Source organism: Plesiomonas sp. ISS29, assembly GCF_056522795.1.
The window spans coordinates 2,422,465-2,442,378 of record NZ_JAWRZQ010000001.1 but is presented as its reverse complement, the minus strand read 5'-3'; the positions used below and the strand labels follow the sequence as shown (position 1 = coordinate 2,442,378).

18 protein-coding genes are annotated in these 19,914 nt (G+C 46.7%); 10 read left to right on the top strand and 8 right to left on the bottom strand.

The window, feature by feature from the left end; all coding sequences use genetic code 11:
* Positions 1 to 66: 66 nt before the first annotated feature.
* Positions 67 to 1,482 (bottom strand): NADP-dependent phosphogluconate dehydrogenase, encoded by a 1,416-nt coding sequence (gene gndA, locus AC1HDJ_RS10940; protein ID WP_479535847.1) that lies wholly within the window; start codon positions 1,480 to 1,482, stop codon positions 67 to 69.
* Positions 1,483 to 1,790: 308 nt separating this feature from the next.
* Between gndA and hisC the strand changes: the two genes are divergently transcribed.
* From hisC to yciH, 9 genes are all read left to right on the top strand, one after another.
* Positions 1,791 to 2,891 carry a histidinol-phosphate transaminase gene (gene hisC, locus AC1HDJ_RS10935; RefSeq protein WP_479535846.1) on the top strand — a complete coding sequence of 367 codons (1,101 nt, stop codon included), beginning with the start codon at positions 1,791 to 1,793 and terminating at the stop codon, positions 2,889 to 2,891.
* A 141-nt stretch (positions 2,892 to 3,032) separates the two neighbouring features.
* Positions 3,033 to 4,331, top strand: coding sequence for a 3-phosphoshikimate 1-carboxyvinyltransferase (gene aroA / locus AC1HDJ_RS10930; protein ID WP_479535845.1), 1,299 nt, complete (start codon positions 3,033 to 3,035; stop codon positions 4,329 to 4,331).
* Positions 4,332 to 4,761: 430 nt separating this feature from the next.
* Complete coding sequence (cmk, locus tag AC1HDJ_RS10925) at positions 4,762 to 5,466, top strand: (d)CMP kinase (RefSeq protein WP_479535844.1); 705 nt, start codon at positions 4,762 to 4,764, stop codon at positions 5,464 to 5,466.
* Between the two features lie 157 nt (positions 5,467 to 5,623).
* The gene (gene rpsA / locus AC1HDJ_RS10920) at positions 5,624 to 7,297 is read left to right on the top strand and encodes a 30S ribosomal protein S1 (RefSeq protein WP_438621863.1); all 1,674 of its coding nucleotides are present in this window, start codon (positions 5,624 to 5,626) and stop codon (positions 7,295 to 7,297) included.
* A gap of 68 nt (positions 7,298 to 7,365) precedes the next feature.
* Positions 7,366 to 7,650 carry an integration host factor subunit beta gene (ihfB, locus tag AC1HDJ_RS10915; RefSeq protein WP_479535843.1) on the top strand — a complete coding sequence of 95 codons (285 nt, stop codon included), beginning with the start codon at positions 7,366 to 7,368 and terminating at the stop codon, positions 7,648 to 7,650.
* Positions 7,651 to 7,816: 166 nt separating this feature from the next.
* Positions 7,817 to 8,113: a LapA family protein gene (locus tag AC1HDJ_RS10910; protein ID WP_479535842.1), complete on the top strand. Its 297-nt coding sequence runs from the start codon at positions 7,817 to 7,819 to the stop codon at positions 8,111 to 8,113.
* Positions 8,114 to 8,126: 13 nt separating this feature from the next.
* Complete coding sequence (lapB, locus tag AC1HDJ_RS10905) at positions 8,127 to 9,296, top strand: lipopolysaccharide assembly protein LapB (protein WP_479535841.1); 1,170 nt, start codon at positions 8,127 to 8,129, stop codon at positions 9,294 to 9,296.
* Positions 9,297 to 9,402: 106 nt separating this feature from the next.
* Positions 9,403 to 10,110: an orotidine-5'-phosphate decarboxylase gene (gene pyrF, locus AC1HDJ_RS10900; RefSeq protein WP_479535840.1), complete on the top strand. Its 708-nt coding sequence runs from the start codon at positions 9,403 to 9,405 to the stop codon at positions 10,108 to 10,110.
* Between the two features lie 44 nt (positions 10,111 to 10,154).
* Positions 10,155 to 10,478, top strand: coding sequence for a stress response translation initiation inhibitor YciH (yciH, locus tag AC1HDJ_RS10895; RefSeq protein ID WP_479535839.1), 324 nt, complete (start codon positions 10,155 to 10,157; stop codon positions 10,476 to 10,478).
* A gap of 84 nt (positions 10,479 to 10,562) precedes the next feature.
* On the opposite strand, the gene AC1HDJ_RS10890 is transcribed toward yciH, so the two are convergent.
* Entirely contained in the window at positions 10,563 to 11,423 is an 861-nt protein-coding gene (locus AC1HDJ_RS10890; RefSeq protein WP_479535838.1) for a DUF4396 domain-containing protein, read from the bottom strand.
* 749 nt (positions 11,424 to 12,172) lie between these two features.
* On the opposite strand from AC1HDJ_RS10890, the gene gltS reads away from it, so the two are divergent.
* Entirely contained in the window at positions 12,173 to 13,366 is a 1,194-nt protein-coding gene (gltS, locus tag AC1HDJ_RS10885) for a sodium/glutamate symporter (protein WP_479535837.1), read from the top strand.
* Positions 13,367 to 13,387: 21 nt separating this feature from the next.
* Here gltS and AC1HDJ_RS10880 read toward each other — a convergent pair whose 3' ends face one another.
* From AC1HDJ_RS10880 to sapC, 6 genes are all read right to left on the bottom strand, one after another.
* Positions 13,388 to 13,756, bottom strand: coding sequence for a DUF1622 domain-containing protein (locus tag AC1HDJ_RS10880; protein WP_479535836.1), 369 nt, complete (start codon positions 13,754 to 13,756; stop codon positions 13,388 to 13,390).
* A gap of 274 nt (positions 13,757 to 14,030) precedes the next feature.
* Positions 14,031 to 16,010, bottom strand: coding sequence for an exoribonuclease II (locus tag AC1HDJ_RS10875; protein ID WP_479535835.1), 1,980 nt, complete (start codon positions 16,008 to 16,010; stop codon positions 14,031 to 14,033).
* 204 nt (positions 16,011 to 16,214) lie between these two features.
* Positions 16,215 to 17,006: an enoyl-ACP reductase FabI gene (gene fabI, locus AC1HDJ_RS10870; protein ID WP_438621852.1), complete on the bottom strand. Its 792-nt coding sequence runs from the start codon at positions 17,004 to 17,006 to the stop codon at positions 16,215 to 16,217.
* A 227-nt stretch (positions 17,007 to 17,233) separates the two neighbouring features.
* Positions 17,234 to 18,043 carry a peptide ABC transporter ATP-binding protein gene (locus AC1HDJ_RS10865; RefSeq protein ID WP_479535834.1) on the bottom strand — a complete coding sequence of 270 codons (810 nt, stop codon included), beginning with the start codon at positions 18,041 to 18,043 and terminating at the stop codon, positions 17,234 to 17,236.
* Positions 18,040 to 19,038, bottom strand: coding sequence for a peptide ABC transporter ATP-binding protein (locus tag AC1HDJ_RS10860; protein ID WP_438621850.1), 999 nt, complete (start codon positions 19,036 to 19,038; stop codon positions 18,040 to 18,042). Before AC1HDJ_RS10860 ends, AC1HDJ_RS10865 begins: the two co-directional genes overlap by 4 nt.
* Positions 19,038 to 19,913, bottom strand: a complete 876-nt coding sequence (gene sapC, locus AC1HDJ_RS10855; RefSeq protein WP_479535833.1) for a putrescine export ABC transporter permease SapC — start codon at positions 19,911 to 19,913, stop codon at positions 19,038 to 19,040. Before sapC ends, AC1HDJ_RS10860 begins: the two co-directional genes overlap by 1 nt.
* Between the last annotated feature and the right edge of the window lies 1 nt (position 19,914).

Sequence of the window (19,914 nt, the reverse complement as noted above, 5' to 3'; positions counted from 1 at the left end):
AAGTAACAAACATAAAAAAGGCGCGGATAAAGCGCCTTTTTCGTTATGTATTATTCAATTGTAATATCAGGGCTTTTGCCAATCAGTGGTGTGGTAAATCCCTTCCCGATCAAGGCGCTGATAAGTATGCGCGCCAAAGTAGTCACGCTGGGCCTGAATCAGATTAGCCGGTAATACCGCACTGCGGTAGCTGTCGTAATAGGCAATGGCTGAAGAGAATGTCGGTACGGCAATACCGTGCAAAATTGCCTGAGCGGTAATATTACGCAGTGAAGCTTGATAACGGTCGGCGGCTTGCTGGAAATAAGGCGCAATCAGCAGGTTATCTAGAACAGCACCCTGTTGGTAGGCTTCAGCAATTTTTTGCAAAAATTGGGCGCGGATAATGCAGCCTGCACGGAAAATTTTGGCAATTTCCCCTAATGGCAAATTCCAGTGATATGTTTCAGAGGCTTGCTGTAACTGGGCAAAGCCTTGTGCGTATGAAATGATTTTGCTCAGATACAGCCCTTGGCGAATTTGCTCAATCAGATCATCTTGATTGCCGTTAAGTTGCTGATTTACAGGGCCAGATAATAGTCGGCTGGCTTTGACTCGCTGCTCTTTCAGTGCCGATAAATAACGGGCAAACACCGATTCAGTGATCAGGCTCAAGGGTACACCAAGATCCAATGCGCTCTGGCTAGTCCATTTGCCTGTGCCTTTATTGCCTGCGGCATCGAGGATCACATCTAGCAGATACTCACCGGTTAACGGATCTTTTTTACGCAAAATATCTGCTGTAATCTCAATCAGATAGCTGTTTAGTTCGCCCTGATTCCACTCATGGAAAATATCAGCCATCTGATCATTTGAGAGTTTTAACCCGTATTTCAGCAGTGCATAGGCTTCGGTGATAAGTTGCATATCACCGTACTCAATGCCGTTATGCACCATTTTTACATAGTGCCCAGCACCGCCGGTACCGATATAGGTAACACAAGGCTCACCCTCATATTGTGCGGCAATCTTACCCAATATAGGTGCAATATGCTGATAAGCCTCTTTATCCCCACTTGGCATAATAGAAGGCCCGCGTAGCGCACCCTCTTCACCGCCGGAAATACCGGTTCCGATAAAGTTAATACCGTGTTCGGCAAGCATTGCCGCACGTCGCTCGGTATCAAGGAAATAAGTATTGCCGCCGTCGACGACAATATCACCGATACTGAGTAGTGGCGTTAATGCCGCCAACGTATCGTCGGTAGGCTCACCGGCTTTCACCATCAGAATGATTTTGCGCGGAGTCTCAATATTGGCGACGAAATCAGCCAGATGCTCATACGGCACTAAACCGGCGTCAGGGTGTGAATCAAGCACTTCCTGCGTACGTAAAAAAGATCGGTTAAATATTGCCACCGAGAACCCGCGGCTTGCCAAATTACGGGCAAGATTGCTGCCCATTACGGCCATACCGATCACACCAACTTGTTGTTTATTCATCTTATGCGTTGCCTTGTATTCAGTATAAAATTCGTTAAACAGCGTCTATTTAATGATTTTATCAATAGCACATAGGGGAAGTAGTTACCATTCTCAATAGATGAGAAAATAAGACAAGATGGTTTTGCCTATATCTGTCATATGCCGTATCTATTGATACTGATTGCGGCCTGCGTCTGTTGCACGGTTTTCTTTCCCCTTAATGCTGCTGTTTTTGCATAATTATACTCGCCAGAAAACCGATAACCCGATATAACGGAGTGAGTAACTTTTTACGGATAGCATCAGGGAAAAGGAGTAGAAACCGCATGAGTTGTGACTTTACTGCATATGTAAATACTGGCATTCGCGGGTTATCGCCGTATCAGGCTGGTAAGCCGGTAGAGGAGCTAGAGCGTGAGCTGGGGATCAGCAATATCATCAAACTTGCCTCAAATGAGAACCCGCTCGGATTAGCCCCGTCAGTACAGCAGGCGCTCACACAAGCTCTGAGTGATTTGAGTCGTTATCCTGATGCCAATGGATTTTACCTAAAGCAGACACTGGCGGCTCACTTTGGCACGCAAGAAGCTCAGATCACACTGGGTAATGGCTCAAATGATCTGCTGGAGATGATTGCCCGGGTATTTGTCAGTGAACAAGATGAAGTCATTTATGCTCAGCATGCCTTTATTGTGTACCCGCTGGTGGTGCAGGCGCTCAATGCCCATGCCGTTGTTGTACCTGCGCGCGAGTGGGGGCACGATCTCAGTGCCATGCTGGCGGCAATTACGGCCAAAACTAAACTGATTTTTATCGCCAACCCAAATAACCCAACCGGCACTTTTCTGGAAACGGCTGAATTGGCTGATTTTTTACAGCAAGTTCCGCCGCACGTTATGGTGGTACTGGATGAAGCCTATACCGAATTTGTGCCGCAGGCGCGCCGTTCACCCTCTATTGAATGGGTGGCCAAATTCCCGAATCTGATTGTTTGCCGTACTTTCTCTAAAGCGTATGGCTTGGCGGGTTTACGCATCGGCTATGCTGTCTCTCACCCTGATGTTGCCGGATTACTCAACCGCTTGCGCCAGCCATTCAATTGTAGCAGCCTAGCATTGCTGGCCGCACAAACCGTACTGGCCGATGACGCTTATCTGGTTGCTTCAGTTGAAAATAACCGTCAGGGTATGCAACAACTGATCACTTTTTGCCAGCAAAAAGGCATTGCCTATATTCCTTCATTAGGGAATTTTATTACGTTGGATATGGGGCAGCCAGCTGCGCCTCTCTATCAGCAACTGCTACAACAAGGCGTTATTGTGCGCCCGATAGTCGGTTATGGCATGCCAAATCACCTGCGTGTCAGTATCGGTTTGCCGCACGAAAACCAGCGGTTTATTGATGCATTAACGCCGCTACTGGCTTGAACAACCCCCGTATTGACTGCAATACGGGCAACTTTTATTGTGGCATTTCAAACTAAAACAGCCAATTAGCCACATAATAGTGACATATAAAATAACCATAAATAACAGCAAATAGATGTGCAGGAGTACGAGAAAATCAGTATGGATTCGTTAACCCTCAACCCAATACCACACGTCAGCGGCACCATTAACCTGCCTGGTTCAAAAAGTGTATCAAACCGAGCGCTGCTACTTGCTGCCTTGGCAAAAGGCACAACCCGCCTGACTAATTTACTCGATAGCGATGATGTGCGGCACATGCTCAGTGCACTCACCGCATTGGGTGTGACTTACCACCTGTCGGATGATCGCACAATCTGTGATGTGCAGGGGATAGGCCATACTTTTACATTACCGGCCAGCACTGACTCCTCGCCATTAACGCTTTTTTTGGGCAATGCTGGCACGGCAATGCGGCCGCTAGCTGCCGCACTGAGCCTTGGTACAGGCAGTGTTATTCTTACCGGTGAGCCGCGCATGAAAGAGCGCCCGATAGGGCATTTGGTTGATGCTTTGCGTCAAGCTGGAGCCGATATTCAGTATCTTGAGCAGGAAAACTACCCGCCGTTACTGATCCATGGAAAAGGTCTTCAGGGCGGGAAAATCACCATTGATGGCTCAGTGTCTAGCCAGTTCCTCACCGCTTTTCTGATGGCAGCACCCCTGTTTAACGGTGATACCAAACTGCACATTCAAGGTGAACTGGTCTCAAAGCCCTACATTGATATCACCCTGCATATCATGGCGGTATTTGGTGTACAGATAACACACGAAAACTATCAGGTTTTCCACATACAAGGTCGGCAACAATACCTTTCGCCAGAGCATTATTTGGTGGAAGGCGATGCCTCTTCCGCCTCATACTTCTTGGCGGCTGCGGCAATAAAAGGCGGTACAATCCGCGTTACCGGTATTGGCCGCAACAGCGTGCAGGGTGATGTGAAATTTGCTGATGTGCTTGAAAAAATGGGCGCGACAATTCGCTGGGCAGATGACTATGTTGAGTGCCAGCGCGGTGAATTAAAAGGCATTGATTTAGACATGAACCACATCCCTGATGCGGCCATGACCATTGCCACCACAGCCCTGTTTGCACAGGGGGAAACTTGTATCCGTAACGTATATAACTGGCGGGTTAAAGAGACAGATCGCTTAGCGGCAATGGCGGCTGAACTGCGCAAAGTTGGCGCAACGGTTGAAGAGGGGCATGACTATATTCGCATCGTACCCCCTGCAGTTTTACAGCATGCCAGCATTGAAACCTATAATGATCACCGTATGGCCATGTGCTTTTCACTCGTTGCATTGTCAGATACGCCAGTCACCATTCTTGATCCGGCATGCACCTCTAAAACATTCCCCGACTATTTCCAGCGCTTTCATACCTTAGCGCAGGAATAGACCTGTTAGCGTGGTGGGTATTCTTGTTTTCATCCTTACCGCAGTCATCTAAGCAGATGACTGCTATTACCGCTGTTTACGCTTCTATTACATACCTATACATATTTATACGTACTCATATCGCTTCAATAAAATTGAATACAATCAATGCTAATAAGTAACATACTGATTTATAGCCTATTTATAATAAAAGCTGAGCGTAAGTGCAAAAAGCATACTGTTTGCGGGATAGAAACGGGTTCAGTGTTATTTCCTCTAATCCATTTATGAATACTGGCGTTTAATTTCCTGCATCTTCTTCGGATAACCTCACTTTTCCAGTATAATCCCGCGCAACATAGCGCCCGACAAAAGACTACCAGCACACTGAATGCCGGTACTTTTTTCGTTATTTATGCGGCGTATTAAGCGGAACTTAACGGAGGATGCCATGTCAGACCACACGCAGTTCAATGCGAACTCTGTCAATCCCGTCATTACAGTTGATGGCCCAAGTGGTGCAGGTAAAGGCACATTGTGCAAAGCACTGGCTGAACAACTGGGTTGGCATTTACTTGATTCAGGCGCGATTTATCGCGTACTGGCCATGGCCGCATTGCATCATCACATTGATATTGAATCAGAAGATGCCTTAGTGCCGTTGGCAGCACATCTAGATGTACAATTTAAGTCAATTGACGGCCAAGTCTGTGTGATTTTAGAAGGCGAAGATGTTTCGCATGAAATCCGCACTGAAACGGTCGGCAACATTGCCTCGCGCGCGGCAGCATTTCCGCGTGTGCGTGAAGCTCTGCTGCGCCGTCAGCGCGCCTTTCGCACCGCTCCTGGCCTGATTGCTGATGGCCGCGACATGGGTACTGTTGTTTTCCCTGATGCACCGGTAAAGATATTTTTAGATGCCAGCGCAGAAGAGCGAGCACAGCGTCGTATGTTGCAGTTGCAGGCGAAAGGGTTTGATGTTAACTTTGAGCGCCTCTTAGTCGAAATCCGTGAACGCGATCACCGTGATCGTAATCGAGCGGTTGCACCGCTGATTGCTGCCGATGACGCACTGTTACTGGATTCGACTGAAATGCCAATAGAACAAGTCATTGAAACGGCAATGGAATATGTCAGAAAAACACTGAAGCGTTAAGCCGGTGTTTTACGCATATTTTGCTGTTGTCTCGCTTTTTTGTTATATTGGCATGTTCTATCAGCGGACTGCATGGATGCGGCGAGCTATTTTAAAGCAACCCCATTTAGCAGGACGTTAAATGGTAGTTATCTTTCATTAGTGAAGATTAATAAACATGACTGAATCTTTTGCTCAACTCTTTGAAGAGTCCCTAAAAGAACTGGAAACCCGTCCAGGTTCTATCGTTCGTGGTACTGTTATCGCTATTCAGAACGGCATCGTTCTGGTTGATGCTGGCCTGAAGTCCGAGTCTGCAATCCCAGCTGAACAGTTCAAGAACGCACAGGGTGAGCTGGAAATCAACGTCGGTGACGAAGTTGACGTAGCACTGGACGCAGTAGAAGACGGCTTCGGTGAGACTCTGCTGTCTCGTGAAAAAGCTAAGCGTCACGAAGCTTGGCTGATGCTGGAAAAAGCATACGAAGAAGCTGCAACCGTTATCGGTGTGATTAACGGCAAGGTGAAAGGTGGTTTCACTGTTGAACTGAACGGTATCCGTGCGTTCCTGCCAGGTTCACTGGTAGACGTTCGTCCAGTTCGTGACACTACTCACCTAGAATACAAAGAGCTTGAGTTCAAAGTAATCAAGCTGGATCAAAAGCGTAACAACGTTGTTGTTTCTCGTCGTGCAGTTATCGAATCTGAGAACAGCCAAGAGCGTGATCAGCTGCTAGAAAACCTGCAAGAAGGCATGGAAGTTAAGGGTATCGTTAAGAACCTGACTGACTACGGTGCATTCGTTGACTTGGGCGGCGTTGATGGCCTGCTGCACATCACTGATATGGCATGGAAGCGCGTTAAGCATCCAAGCGAAATCGTGAACGTTGGCGACGAAATCACTGTTAAAGTGCTGAAGTTTGACCGCGAGCGCACTCGTGTTTCTCTGGGCCTGAAGCAACTGGGTGAAGATCCATGGGTTGCTATCGCTAAGCGTTACCCAGAAAGCACTCGTCTGACTGGCCGTGTAACTAACCTGACTGATTACGGCTGCTTCGTAGAAATCGAAGAAGGCGTTGAAGGTCTGGTACACGTTTCAGAAATGGATTGGACCAACAAGAACATCCACCCATCTAAAGTTGTTAACGTAGGTGATGTTGTTGAAGTTATGGTTCTTGACATCGACGAAGAGCGTCGTCGTATCTCCCTGGGTCTGAAGCAGTGCAAATCTAACCCATGGCAGCTGTTCGCAGAAACCCACGCTAAGGGTGACCGCGTAGAAGGCAAGATCAAGTCAATCACTGACTTCGGTATCTTCATTGGTCTGGACGGCGGCATCGACGGTCTGGTTCATCTGTCTGACATCTCCTGGAACGTTGCAGGCGAAGAAGCAGTACGTGAATTCAAGAAAGGCGACGAAATCGCAGCAGTAGTTCTGCAAGTTGATGCAGAGCGTGAGCGTATCTCTCTGGGCGTTAAGCAACTGGAAGAAGATCCGTTCAACAACTTCATGTCTGTTTACAAGAAAGGTGCTATTGTTACTGGTAAAGTAACCGCAGTTGATGCGAAAGGCGCTACTGTTGAGCTGACTGACGGCGTTGAAGGCTACCTGCGTGCTTCTGAAGCATCTCGTGACCGTATCGAAGACGCAACTTTAGTTCTGAGCGTTGGCGATGAAGTTGAAGCGAAGTTCACCGGTGTTGACCGTAAGAACCGCGTTGTAAACCTGTCTGTTCGCGCGAAAGACCAAGCTGAAGAAACTGAAGCAATGGCAACTCTGAACAACAAGCAGGATGAAGCTGCGTTCGGTAATGCAATGGCTGAAGCATTCAAAGCTGCTAAAGGCGAATAATTAACCGAATTCGGGAGGCAGATTACTGCTTCCCGATGGTAAAGCGAATAAGCCACCTCGGAGGGCCTATGACCAAGTCTGAATTAATTGAAAGGCTTACTACTCAGCAATCACATCTTTCTGCGAAAGTGGTCGAAGATGCGATCAAAGAGATGTTAGATCATATGGGTGATACACTTGCCAGCGGCGAGCGTATTGAGATCCGTGGGTTTGGTAGTTTCTCGCTTCACTATCGTGCGCCGCGGATTGGTCGTAACCCGAAAACCGGTGATAAAGTTGAGTTGGAAGGTAAACAAGTCCCTCACTTTAAGCCGGGTAAAGAGTTGCGCGAGCGGGTAAATATGTCCGTGTAAACCATGGCGCATAACGGATTAATTTGAAACGGCATCCTTCGGGATGCCGTTTTCTTTTGTAGATTGTGTGCATTTTTGAGATCATAGGCGATATTGCACTGTGGCTGTGATACCCTATTTTTTGGCATAATTTACATAAATTTGTGATAGCACAGAGGATGTTGATGTGAAGTATCTACTTGGTTTTTTGATTGCACTGGCAGTCTTCATTATTGGAGTCACGTTAGGTGCACAGAATGAAACGCTGGTAACGTTTAACTATTTACTGGCACAGGGTGAGTTCCGTCTTTCTTCCTTATTGGCTATGCTATTTGGTACAGGTTTTGTTTTAGGCTGGATCATCTGCGGTTTATTTTATCTGCGCGTGCGTTTTAGCTTGAGCCGTGCTCATCGCCAAATTAAACGCCAGCAACAGCAACTGGATCAGCAGGCTACTGCAACCCCAGTGGCTGAGCAAAAATAAGGAAACCAACGCAATGCTTGAGCTGTTGTTTCTGTTGCTACCAATAGCCGCTGCCTATGGCTGGTATATGGGGCGCAGAAGTGCTCGGCAAGATGAACAACAGGAAGTTAACCGTCTTTCGCGTGAGTACGTTGCCGGCGTTAACTTTCTGCTTTCCAATCAGCAGGATAAAGCTGTTGATCTGTTTCTTGATATGCTCAAAGAAGACAGTGGAACGGTTGAAGCACATCTGACGTTAGGCAACTTATTCCGCTCTCGTGGCGAAGTGGATCGCGCTATTCGTATTCATCAGGCCTTGGTTGAAAATGCATCATTAACCTTTGATCAGCGTCTATTAGCGATTCAGCAATTAGGTAAAGATTATCTGGCGGCCGGTTTTTATGATCGTTCAGAAGATATGTTTACACAGCTTATTGATGAGCCTGATTTTCGTGAGTCAGCATTGCAGCAGCTTCTTACCATCTATCAAACTACCCGTGAGTGGGGAAAAGCGATAGAGATGGCTGAGAAGTTAATGAAACTGGGCAAAAATACCCTGAATGTGGATATCGCGCACTTTCACTGCGAACTAGCGTTGCAGTTTATGGCTGAAAACTTGCCTGATAAGGCTGCTACCCACTTAAAAAAAGCGGCACAATCCGATCGCTTATGTGCGCGAGTTTCATTGATGCAGGGCCGTTTATTCATGGCTGCAGCAGAGTACGCAAAAGCGGCTACTGAGCTTGAGCGTGTATTAGTACAAGATATTGATTTTATTCCTGAAGTGTTGCCGATGCTTAATGAGTGTTATCAGGCAATGCAACGACCAGATCAGATGCGCCATTTTTTAGAGCGTTGTTGTGATGCAAACGCCGGCGCGATGGCTGAGCTGATGCTGGCTGATATGCTAGAGCAGAGCGAAGGTATTGATGTTGCACAAAATTATATTAATAAAGAGTTGCAGCGCCACCCGACCATGCGTTTGTTCCATCGCTTAATGCAGTACCATCTTGCCGAGGCAGAAGAGGGGCGAGCTAAAGAGAGCTTGTCTTCACTGCAAAGTATGGTGGCCGAACAAATCAACACTAAACCGCGTTATCGCTGCCAAAAGTGTGGATTTACATCACACGCGTTGTATTGGCACTGCCCGTCATGCCGCAGTTGGGCCACGGTGAAATCAATTCGCGGGTTGGATGGCGAGTAAAATAATAAAATAAAGCAGCAGCCATAATGAGCTGCTGTTTTTTTATGCTAAGTATGCTGTTGAGTTAAATTGGTGTGTTAAATAAGCGTGTTAATAAGGATAAGTGATGCAAGCTGGCCTATCTCAAAATAAAATTATTGTGGCATTAGATTACGCTGATCAGTCTGCTGCATTGGCATTTGTGGATCGTATTGATCCTGCATGTTGTCGTTTAAAAGTAGGTAAAGAGATGTTCACGCTGTTTGGCCCGGAGTTTGTACGGGCGCTGCATCAGCGCGGATTTGAGGTCTTTCTTGACCTGAAGTTTCACGATATTCCTAATACCTGCGCACGTGCCGTTGCTGCCGCCGCAGAGTTGGGGGTGTGGATGGTGAACGTGCATGCCAGCGGTGGTGAGCGAATGATGCGCGCTGCCCGTGATATTTTGCTGCCATACGGTAAAGATGCGCCTTTATTGATTGGGGTAACGGTATTGACCAGTATGGAAGCGGCTGATCTGGCGGGTATTGGTATTGGGGTTTCACCGTATGAGCAGGTTGAGCGTTTAGCGCTGTTGGCTCAGCGCAGTGGTCTTGATGGTGTAGTGTGTTCGGCACAAGAGGCTAGTATGCTAAAACAGCGTTGTGGTGCTGATTTTATGCTGGTAACTCCGGGTATTCGCCCAGAAGGCGCTGATGCTGGTGATCAGCGTCGGATTATGACACCTAAGCAGGCTGTGTTAGCTGGTGTAGATTACATGGTTATTGGCCGCCCGATTACGCAATCGATTGACCCAGCTCAGACACTACAGATGATCTATCAATCTCTGGCATAATAGCACTCATTGTAAGAGTCATTCTGCCAAGAAGGGGAAGAAGTATGGGTGACAACTCTCGCTTGGTGTACTCCACCGAAACCGGCCGGATTAAAGAAGAGCCTGTGGTTGTAGCTAGGCCACAAGGTGACGGTATAGTACGAATTCAGCGCCAGACCAGTGGCCGCAAGGGAAAAGGGGTCAGTGTGATTACAGGGGTTAACCTGCAAGATGCCGATTTAACTAAATTAGTGGCTGAGTTAAAAAAGAAGTGCGGTTGTGGCGGTACGCTCAAAGAGGGCGTGATTGAAATTCAAGGTGATAAACGCGATTTGATTAAGCAGCTTCTTGAGGCCAAAGGTATGAGAGTTAAACTGGCTGGTGGTTGATGAGCTAGTCTTTGAGTGGATAAAAAATCCCCGTTATTACGGGGATTTTTTACATAGGCTATGTGGTTTGACTGATAAAGCCAATTACATAGTGTGCTTTATACCTATTTTTGTTAGCCACCAGTTCATCGGGTAGGCAGTACAAAAACCAACTATCATGGCGATTTGCATCATAAACCAATATACCGCACTGTTATGTGGCATATCTGGTGTGAATATGCCAAAGAGCACAATTGACATCCAGATGTACATCCCAATTTGCCAGCATGTGAGTGAAAGAAAATCAGCTTTGATGGCATTTTTGAATGCGGCCAAAGGTGACATCCCCATCTCTCTGGCGGGCATATATTGAAAATAGATGCCCAAGATTAATGCAAGGATAAAATCAAATACCCAGCCGCCGATAATATAGCTGCCAGCCAATGACATCGGAATAAAAAATGTAATCCATTCACCGACAATATCCGCCAGTGTACAACCTATCCCGCAATGTGTGCTGACAGTAAATACGCCTTTCCAGGTGATTTTTTTATGTGGCATATGCTCCATGTGCATGTTGTGGCTCATGGCTGGCGAGGTGTTATCATGCAGCATATGTTCCATATGCATGCCATGGTTCATGGCTGGTGAGGTGTTATCATGCGGCATATGTTCCATATGCATGTCATGGTTCATGGTTGGCGAGGTGTTATCATGCGGCATATGTTCCATGTGCATGTCATACATCATCATTTTTTGCCCGCCTTTTGGCGCGCGTCCGAACCAGAAATAAGCGATTAAGCCGATAATACCAAAATAGAGCGCATTGATTGGCCATGCTATAGCCATGACTTTCATCGATTGTGCGCGATCAGAGTGGATATCCCAATAAATAATGATGGCACAGAGAAGCGCGCTGATTAGCCAGATGATAGCTAATGTATGAAGCCATTCAGGAAAGATCATAATATTGTCCCGATAGATATCAAAAATATAAATTTTAATTTCTCTTAAATCACTTAATGTTTTCCGTGTATTAAAATAGTATGCAAAAGTAAAAAAACATTAATTTAAATTTCAGTAATGATTTCCATTGTTATAGAATTTTAATCGGGTTTTTAGTGTCTAGGTTTTATTGTTCGAAACGAAATGTATCGAGCATTATTTATTGTTTTTTGTACTAGGTTATTTAACTATATCAGTAATGCTGATGTAGATTTTGTTCTTTGAATTTTGTAATGGTGATCAATAATTCTACTGATTAAATCTTGTTCGGTGGCTATTTTTTTGCCATTGTGTTATAATCAAAAATAATTGGGTTTTCAGAGCTAGATTACAGCCAGTAAAAAGCAAATATTTATGGCATTTTATGCCACGCATTTAATGTCATGGCCTAAAAAAACGTAGGGCATGTAGTATGAAGAGGAAAAACTCCATCTTCTATGCTGATAGTTATGTTGCATTTAGTGCTAGTGTAGTTTAGCTCTCGTGTAATAAATGAGTCATGTGAAAAATATAATATTGCACGCTTATATCAAACCGTACAGTTAATATAAGCAATATAGACACCAACGCAATATTTCAGCGTAATACGTGTTTTAGAGCTACTGATGAAAAATACATTTACCATCATAGCTTACAGGTTAGCGCGGGTGTGATGATGACACCCGACACATTATGGGTGATGATAAAATAAAAACAACAGGAATGACTGAATGCATGTAGTTTCATTATCAATGATTACCACATTAATGACCGCAGTATTAGTGTTACTGGTTGGCCGTTATGTTGAGACCAAAGTATCACTGTTTAGTAAGTATTTTATTCCTGCTCCGGTTATTGGTGGTGTGATTTTCTCTTTCATTACCCTGTTTGGATATCTTTCAGGATTATTTGTTTTTACCTTTGATGACAGTATTCGACAACTGTTTATGGTGGCATTTTTTACCACCATTGGATTCTCTGCCAGTTTGAAAATGCTGAAAAAAGGGGGCGTTCAAGTTGTTATGTTTCTGGTGGTCGCATTAATACTTGCCGTATTACAGAATATTTTAGGTATTGGCCTTGCGAAACTCTTCGGGCTAAACCCGTTATTGGGCGTAGCCGCAGGTTCTGTCGCACTAACCGGTGGGCATGGTACTGCGGGGGCATTTGGCCCGCTGTTAGAAAATGCCGGAGCGCATGGTGCAACTGCCGTTGCAATAACTGCTGCAACATTTGGTTTGATTTCAGGCTGTGTGATTGGTGGGCCAATCAGTAAACTGTTACTGAGTAAGCATGCTGAAAGCCGTTATGATGATCAGCATGAAACAGAAGAGAATATCGAATTAAAAGAAGACCGTAATCATATTTACGAGCGCTCTGCGTTCGATACTATTTTAAAAGTGATTATTGTGATGGGTATCGGCTCTATTCTAGCTGATATTCTTAATGTGCTGGGGTTAACGTTACCTATTTATATTGGCCCTATGATTGTTGCGGCTATTACACGTAATGTGATGGACCACTTTGGCAAAAAAGTAAACACTTACGTTATTGATTCAATTGGTAATATTTCATTAGCACTGTTTTTATCTATGGCATTGATGGGCTTGCGCTTGTGGGATATTAGCGTGTTGGCGTTGCCTTTAGTGGTGATATTGCTCTGTCAGACCGCGCTGATGGCACTGTACAGCTATTTTGTGACCTATAATCTGATGGGCCGAGATTATGATGCGGTGGTATTAGCAACAGGGCATTGTGGTTTTGGTATGGGTGGAACACCTAATGCGATGGCCAATATGGAAGCTTTTACTGAACGTAATGGCCCATCGCAAAAGGCATTTTTTGTGTTACCGCTTGTTGGGGCACTGTTTATTGATTTTGCCAATGCCTCACTCATTACTATGTTTACTTATTTCTTTAGGTAATGTGGGTTTGAAGTGCAAAAATCAGCGTGATTCAGCGGGTTTTTCAACTTGAGTATCAAGCTCTTTGGCTAAGAAATAGTTTAGGAAAGTCCGGATAAGTGCAATGATAGCAAGCCGGACTAACTCTTCTTTATTTGGCGCGACTGTGGTTGCTAAGATATCGGCAGCGAGTTGGAATTCGAGTGCTAATACTAACCAACTGCCAAAGCAAGCACGAACTTGCCTAAAACCAGGGGGCTGATCTTTTAATTGAGAGGCTAGCCAGAGCGTTTTAATTAGCCCTAATAGCACACAAGCAACAGAAATCAGCTCAAGGGCAAATTCAAAAATTTCTACGCCGTGTAGGGTTAATGCTTTTAGATGATTTAAATCGAACAGTGAAAGCGACATTGTGTTCTTACCTCCTTGGTGTTATCAGATTAATCCCATACAATGACTGCAATAAGTGTCATGTGATAAATTTAATGTGGTCAATTGATGCAATAAACCTGATGTAATAGCCCTAATGGAATAAAAGGGGTTCCCTACATTTTGTTATGTACGTTTGTAATATACGTAAATTTACCAAAATAAAAAAGCTACCCGATTGGGTAGCTTTTTTATGTATAAATAATGTACGTATTTAATTTTCGTACACCACAATAATATCGGGATTATCGCAATATTATTGTGCAGCGGGTTCAGCGTGAGCTTCCGCTTCAGCATTGGGTACCGGTTTAGCAATAATGCTGCGAGTTTCCATACGAACTTCTTTGAGCATCACTTCAATGGTATCACCTAGACGGAACACCGGCTGACCTTTGATAGAGACTGTAGCCGTATCGGTGCTGCATTCTAGCTCATCACGTACTGAGTGGATTAGCGGCGCAGGAACGAAGGCGACAGCACCATTGTCGAGCAGGCGGACGCGCAGACCACCACGGGTCACATCCATGATCTCGGCACGGTAGCTTGCGTTGTCTGCTACCTTAGGTTGCAGGAAGCGGGAATACAGCCAATCACCAACATCACGCTCTGACATGCGGTTAAAGCGGCGACGATCAGCTAGTTGAGTGGTTAATTCAACGGTAGGCTGGGTTGTTGGTTGCTCGCCACGAATAACGGCTTTCAGCAGGCGGTGATTAACCATATCGCCATACTTACGGATAGGTGATGTCCAGGTTGCGTAGGCGTTCAAACCCAAACCAAAATGCGGTGCAGGAACTGCACTCACTTCGCTGTATGCCTGAAAACGGCGGATACGGCCATCAAGGTAAGAAGTTGGCATGGCATCTAATTGGCGGCGTAGCTGGCAGAAACCATCAAGTGAAAGTAAGGTCTCACGATCAAAATCAACGCCATTATCGCTGAGAATGGTCATGGCTTGCTCAACTTTCTCCGGATCAAAACCGGCGTGCGCGTTGTAAATACCAAAGCCCACTTTTTGTGTTAATACGGTTGCGGCACATTCGTTCGCCAGAATCATTGCCTCTTCAACCATGCGGTTGGCGATACGGCGGTATTCGGCAACAATGTCAGTAACAACACCATTCTCATCAAGAATAAAGCGGTAATCTGGGCGATCTTTAAACACTAGCGTGTTTTCACTGCGCCACTGGGTACGCGCCAATGCTAGTTTGTGTAGCTCGGTGATTTGCTCTGCGATAGCCTCATTTTCCGGAGACCATGCGCCTTCAACACCTTCCAACCAATCAGAGATATTGTCGTATACCAATTTGCCGTGCGATTCGATCCAACCGGCAAAGAAGTGAGCATCATCACACAGTGCACCATCTTGCTTCACAGTAACACGGCACAGCAGAGCAGGGCGTTTCTCACCTTCACGCAAAGAGCAGAGATTATCTGACAATTCACGTGGCAGCATCGGGATATTAAAGCCCGGCAGGTAGTTGGTGAATGCACGCTGGCTGGCCATTTGGTCCAGCTCACTGTCTTGTGTGACATACGCAGTTGGGTCTGCAATGGCAATGGTCAGCTGCCAGCCATCAGGCTGTGTGGTGATATAGAGCGCATCATCCATATCTTTGGTGCTGGCGCTGTCAATGGTGACAAACGGCAGTGCAGTCAGATCTTCGCGTACCAGACCTTCATCGAGCATTTCACCAAAGGTAGCCGTTGGTGCTTCACGCTCTAACTGGTGACGCGATAACGTTACCCACCAAGGAGCGTAGTGATCATCTGCGGTGGTGATAAACTCGGTGACATCAGCATAAAACGCGCGATCCCCTTTTAGTGGATGGCGTTTCATCTGGCCAACAACCCAATCACCTTCGTTCAGCGGGGTATCTAACCCTTTCGCAGGGCGGCACATGATTGGATCATTCAGTAATGGGTGATCGGGAACAATATTGAGCTTGTCATCGCGCCCTTTACGGATACGACCGACAAAACGGCCGAGAAATGGTTCAATCAATGAATCCGGCTCGGCAATTTCACGCTCTTTTTCTGTACGCAAAAAAGCAACAACACGGTCACCGTGCATCACTTTTTTCATATACGGAGGCGGTACAAAGTAACTTTTCTGGTTGTCTGTTTCGATAAAGCCGAAACCTTTGTCGGTGCCTTTGATTACACCCTCAATTTGTGGGGTGCTTTCACGGAACTGCTGTTTGAGCTGGGAAAGTAGCGGGTTATCTTGAAACATAAACCTATCCGGCAAGGAGATGAGAGACTTATTACTCGGCATGATACCATTTGTTGACGATTTTTAATCAGATTTATCGTCGGTACAACCTGAGATATTGATGATCAATTTTCCACTGTGGTACTCCAAAAGCATAAAAAAATCCGCCGAAGCGGATTATGAAATGCGGTGGTATACCTTTAATAGGGATACAGAGCAGGCAGATTACTCGTTCACTTCTAGCTCGTTCATGGCCGCAATATTAAAGCCGCCATCAACGTGAAGAATTTCACCTGAAATACCTGCTGCTAAATCAGAGCATAAGAATGCGGCGGAGTTACCCACATCTTCAATGGTCACTGTGCGGCGAATCGGGGTAACGGCTTCGCAATGAGACAGCATCTTTTTGAAGTTTTTGATACCGGCTGCTGCCAGTGTACGGATAGGGCCGGCAGAGATACCGTTAACACGAACACCTTGTGCGCCCATGGCATTGGCCATGTAACGAACGTTAGCTTCCAGCGATGCTTTCGCCAGACCCATGACGTTATAGTTTGGAATAGCGCGCTCTGCACCCAGATAGGAGAGAGTGACCAAACCTGCGCCCGGGTTTAGCATGCTGCGTGATGCTTTGGCCATTGCCGCAAAGCTGTAAGAGCTGATGTCGTGCGCGATGCGAAAGCCATCACGGGTAACGGCATCAACATAGTCGCCATCAAGCTGATCGCCTGGTGCATAGGCAATAGAGTGAACAAAGCCATCAAACTTTGGCCATACTGAAGAGAGTTCGGTGAACAGGCCTTCAATGCTGGCATCATCAGCAACATCACACGGCAGAATAATGGATGAACCACACTCTGCGGCAATCGCTTCAACGCGTGATTTCAACTTATCATTTTGGTAAGTAAAGGCCAGCTCAGCGCCTTCGCGGTGCATTGCGGCTGCAATACCATAAGCAATTGAACGGGTGCTTGCTACGCCCGCAATAAGAATACGTTTACCGGTCAAAAAACCCATAACAAGTTACCCTAATTGTGACAATCTGCTGTATATGCACATTGTATAAAATAATAAACGGCCTGATTCTACCATGTTCGGCGTGTCGGTCGAGGCCTCTGCATGCTCATCCGAGCAGTGGGGATCTGATGTCTGATGTTTCGGGTGCTAAATTAGCACCCGAATATGCGCTGGCGGTTGTGGTCTAGTGGTGCAACAACCGCCGTAAATACCTACAAAAAACAGGTTTACAGTGTAACGGGCTGCTGCCATGCCGCTGGAGTCAGTGTTTCACCAAAGTGGCTCTCAATCAAACGGCGGGTTAGGTCATGTTGAGGATCACAGAATACGTTTTGGGTATCGCCACGCTCAACAACCTGCCCCTGCTGCATCACCAGTACTTTATCGCTGATGTGTTTGATCACCCCCATATGCTGACTGACATAAATATATGAGATACCGAGTGATTCTTGTAATTCCAACATTAAGTTAAGAATTTGTGAGCGCATTGACATATCAAGATGCGTCAGCGCTTCATCGGCGACAATAATTTTTGGCTCAAGTATCAGGCAGCGGGCCAGTGACACACGCTGTTTTTGGCCGGTTGCCAGCATTTGTGGATAAAAGCCTGCATGGTCAGGCAGCAGGCCTACTTTGCGCAGTGTAGCGGTAATCCGAGCCTCGCGCTCTTGCGGGGTGAGGCTGGTATTGAGTTTCAGCGGCCCGTCAAGAATTTGCCCGATTTGCATTTTGGGGTTTAACGAGGTGTTCGGATCTTGGAAGATCATGCGGATAAGCTTGCAGCGATGGCGATAGTCACCGTACCACAGGCGCTCACCCTGAACGTGGATCTCCCCTTGTGTAGGCTCAACCATTCCGGCAATCAGTTTTGCCAGTGTGGATTTCCCCGAACCGTTTTCACCGATAATAGCCAGTGTCTGCCCCTCATCGAGCGAGAATTCGACTGGTTTTACCGCATCAACAATGTGGCGGCGAAACAGCCCGATATGGTAACGGAAGGTTTTACTCAGGCCGTTCACTTCTAATAACGCACTCACAGTTGGCCTTCCTCGATATTGAGTGGAAAATGGCAGGCAAAGGAATGGGTTTTAATTTTGCGCAGCGTAGGGGTTTCAATGCATTTTTTTTGTGCATGCGGACAGCGCGGCCCTAAGCGGCAACCAATGGGCAGATGTTGCAGCGGGGGAATTGCGCCCGGTAGTGCACTGAGGCGGCTTTTGTGCGGCAATGGCTCACGAAAATCAGGCATTGCACGCAGCAGAGCCAGCGTATACGGGTGATGCGGTGTATCGAGGATCTGCTCACAGGTGCCCGATTCAATGGTCTGGCCACAGTACATCACCGTCAGCTTGTTGGCGGCCTGCGTGATACTGAGCAGATCATGGCTGACCAGTAAGATGGTAGTGTCGTTTAGCTGATTCATGCGATCAAGCAGACGGAAGATCTGTGCGCGGGTAGTGGGCTCCATCGCATTGGTGGGCTCATCAGCAATCAGCAATTTCGGCTGGTTGGCTATGGCCATGGCGATCATCACTTTTTGGCACTCACCTTCGGTTAGCTCGTACGGGTAGCTGCGCATAATTTCCCGGTGATCTTTGATCCCGACTTTATGCAGTAAGGCTTTGGCCTGCTTATAGCGCCAGTTCCAGCGTTTCCACCAGTGGCCTTTAAATGTCCAGCCGGGAATGGCCTCTTGCAGTTGGCGGCCAACCCGTTCTGACGGGTCAAGACAGGATTGAGGTTCTTGAAAGATCATTGAGATATGTTTGCCAACCCAGCGGCGACGGGCTTTGTTGCTCAAACGAAGTATATCCACATCATTAAAACGAAAGCGATCGGCGGTGATTTTCCAGTTGTCTTTACTTATCCCGCAAATGGCTTTGGCAACAAGGCTTTTGCCTGAACCGGACTCACCCACCAGACCGCGGATCTCCCCTTCAACCAGCGTCAAACTGACGCGATCAACGGCTTTAACCGGGCCGGCAGGAGTCATGATTTCAATGGTCAGGTTACGAATATCAAGAAGTGGCATTATTCTGTTCCTGCATTGATAGCGCGGCGCAGGCCATCGCCGGCCAGATTTACGATGATTACGCTGATTAAAATTGCCAGACCGGGTAGGGTCACTGTCCACGGGGCTATGTAGAGTAGGCTGAGTGCTTCACCGAGCATGGCGCCCCATTCAGGGCTTGGGCGCTGCGCGCCGAGATCTAAGAACCCCAATGCGGCGATATCCAGCAGTGCGACGGAGAACCCGCGGGTAAATTCCATCACCAAAATGGCAAGAATATTGGGCAATACCGCATAGCGTAAAATATAGCTGTCAGATGCACCATCTAACCGGATTGCGGTGATGTGATCTTTTTCCATTTCATCATGCACGGCAGTATAGACTGCCCGCACAAAACGCGGTACTAAGGCCAGCCAGACGGCAAACATGGCGTTGAGTAAACCAGCGCCGGTTAATGCAACCACGATAATCGCCAGCAGCAGGGTGGGGATTGATAAAATGGCATCAAGGGTGTGGTTAAGAATGGATGACTTTAACCCTTTTGACATTCCCGCCAAAATACCGATAGCAACACCCACAACAGAGGCCGAGCAGACCACCAATAGAGCGCTGCCAAAGGTGAGCCGCGCTCCGCACAGCAAGCGGCTGAAAATATCGCGCCCCAGATCGTCAGTACCAAAAAAGAACTCTATTTTCCCGCTGCTCGACCATGACGGCGGCATCAGCTCTTTATCGATAAATTGAAAATTGGCGGAAAATGGTGCGATATACTGCCCAAAAACGGTGAGCAGCAGCAAAATCAGTAAGCCATAAAACCCGATGGCAGAAAGCGAGTCTTTGCGGAACAAGCTCCATGTGTGTGCAAGCCGGGTTGGCATGTGTAAGCGGTTTGACATC

Bases quoted from the DNA above. Each gene is read 5' to 3' on its own strand.
- AC1HDJ_RS10875 (WP_479535835.1), bottom strand. From the start codon at position 16,010: ATGTTTCAAGATAACCCGCTACTTTCCCAGCTCAAACAGCAGTTCCGT.
- cmk (WP_479535844.1), top strand. From the start codon at position 4,762: ATGTCAGACCACACGCAGTTCAATGCGAACTCTGTCAATCCCGTCATT.
- rpsA (WP_438621863.1), top strand. From the start codon at position 5,624: ATGACTGAATCTTTTGCTCAACTCTTTGAAGAGTCCCTAAAAGAACTG.
- hisC (WP_479535846.1), top strand. From the start codon at position 1,791: ATGAGTTGTGACTTTACTGCATATGTAAATACTGGCATTCGCGGGTTA.
- sapC (WP_479535833.1), bottom strand. From the start codon at position 19,913: ATGTCAAACCGCTTACACATGCCAACCCGGCTTGCACACACATGGAGC.
- AC1HDJ_RS10890 (WP_479535838.1), bottom strand. From the start codon at position 11,423: ATGATCTTTCCTGAATGGCTTCATACATTAGCTATCATCTGGCTAATC.
- fabI (WP_438621852.1), bottom strand. From the start codon at position 17,006: ATGGGTTTTTTGACCGGTAAACGTATTCTTATTGCGGGCGTAGCAAGC.
- gltS (WP_479535837.1), top strand. From the start codon at position 12,173: ATGCATGTAGTTTCATTATCAATGATTACCACATTAATGACCGCAGTA.
- yciH (WP_479535839.1), top strand. From the start codon at position 10,155: ATGGGTGACAACTCTCGCTTGGTGTACTCCACCGAAACCGGCCGGATT.
- ihfB (WP_479535843.1), top strand. From the start codon at position 7,366: ATGACCAAGTCTGAATTAATTGAAAGGCTTACTACTCAGCAATCACAT.
- lapB (WP_479535841.1), top strand. From the start codon at position 8,127: ATGCTTGAGCTGTTGTTTCTGTTGCTACCAATAGCCGCTGCCTATGGC.
- pyrF (WP_479535840.1), top strand. From the start codon at position 9,403: ATGCAAGCTGGCCTATCTCAAAATAAAATTATTGTGGCATTAGATTAC.
- aroA (WP_479535845.1), top strand. From the start codon at position 3,033: ATGGATTCGTTAACCCTCAACCCAATACCACACGTCAGCGGCACCATT.
- gndA (WP_479535847.1), bottom strand. From the start codon at position 1,482: ATGAATAAACAACAAGTTGGTGTGATCGGTATGGCCGTAATGGGCAGC.
- AC1HDJ_RS10880 (WP_479535836.1), bottom strand. From the start codon at position 13,756: ATGTCGCTTTCACTGTTCGATTTAAATCATCTAAAAGCATTAACCCTA.
- AC1HDJ_RS10860 (WP_438621850.1), bottom strand. From the start codon at position 19,038: ATGCCACTTCTTGATATTCGTAACCTGACCATTGAAATCATGACTCCT.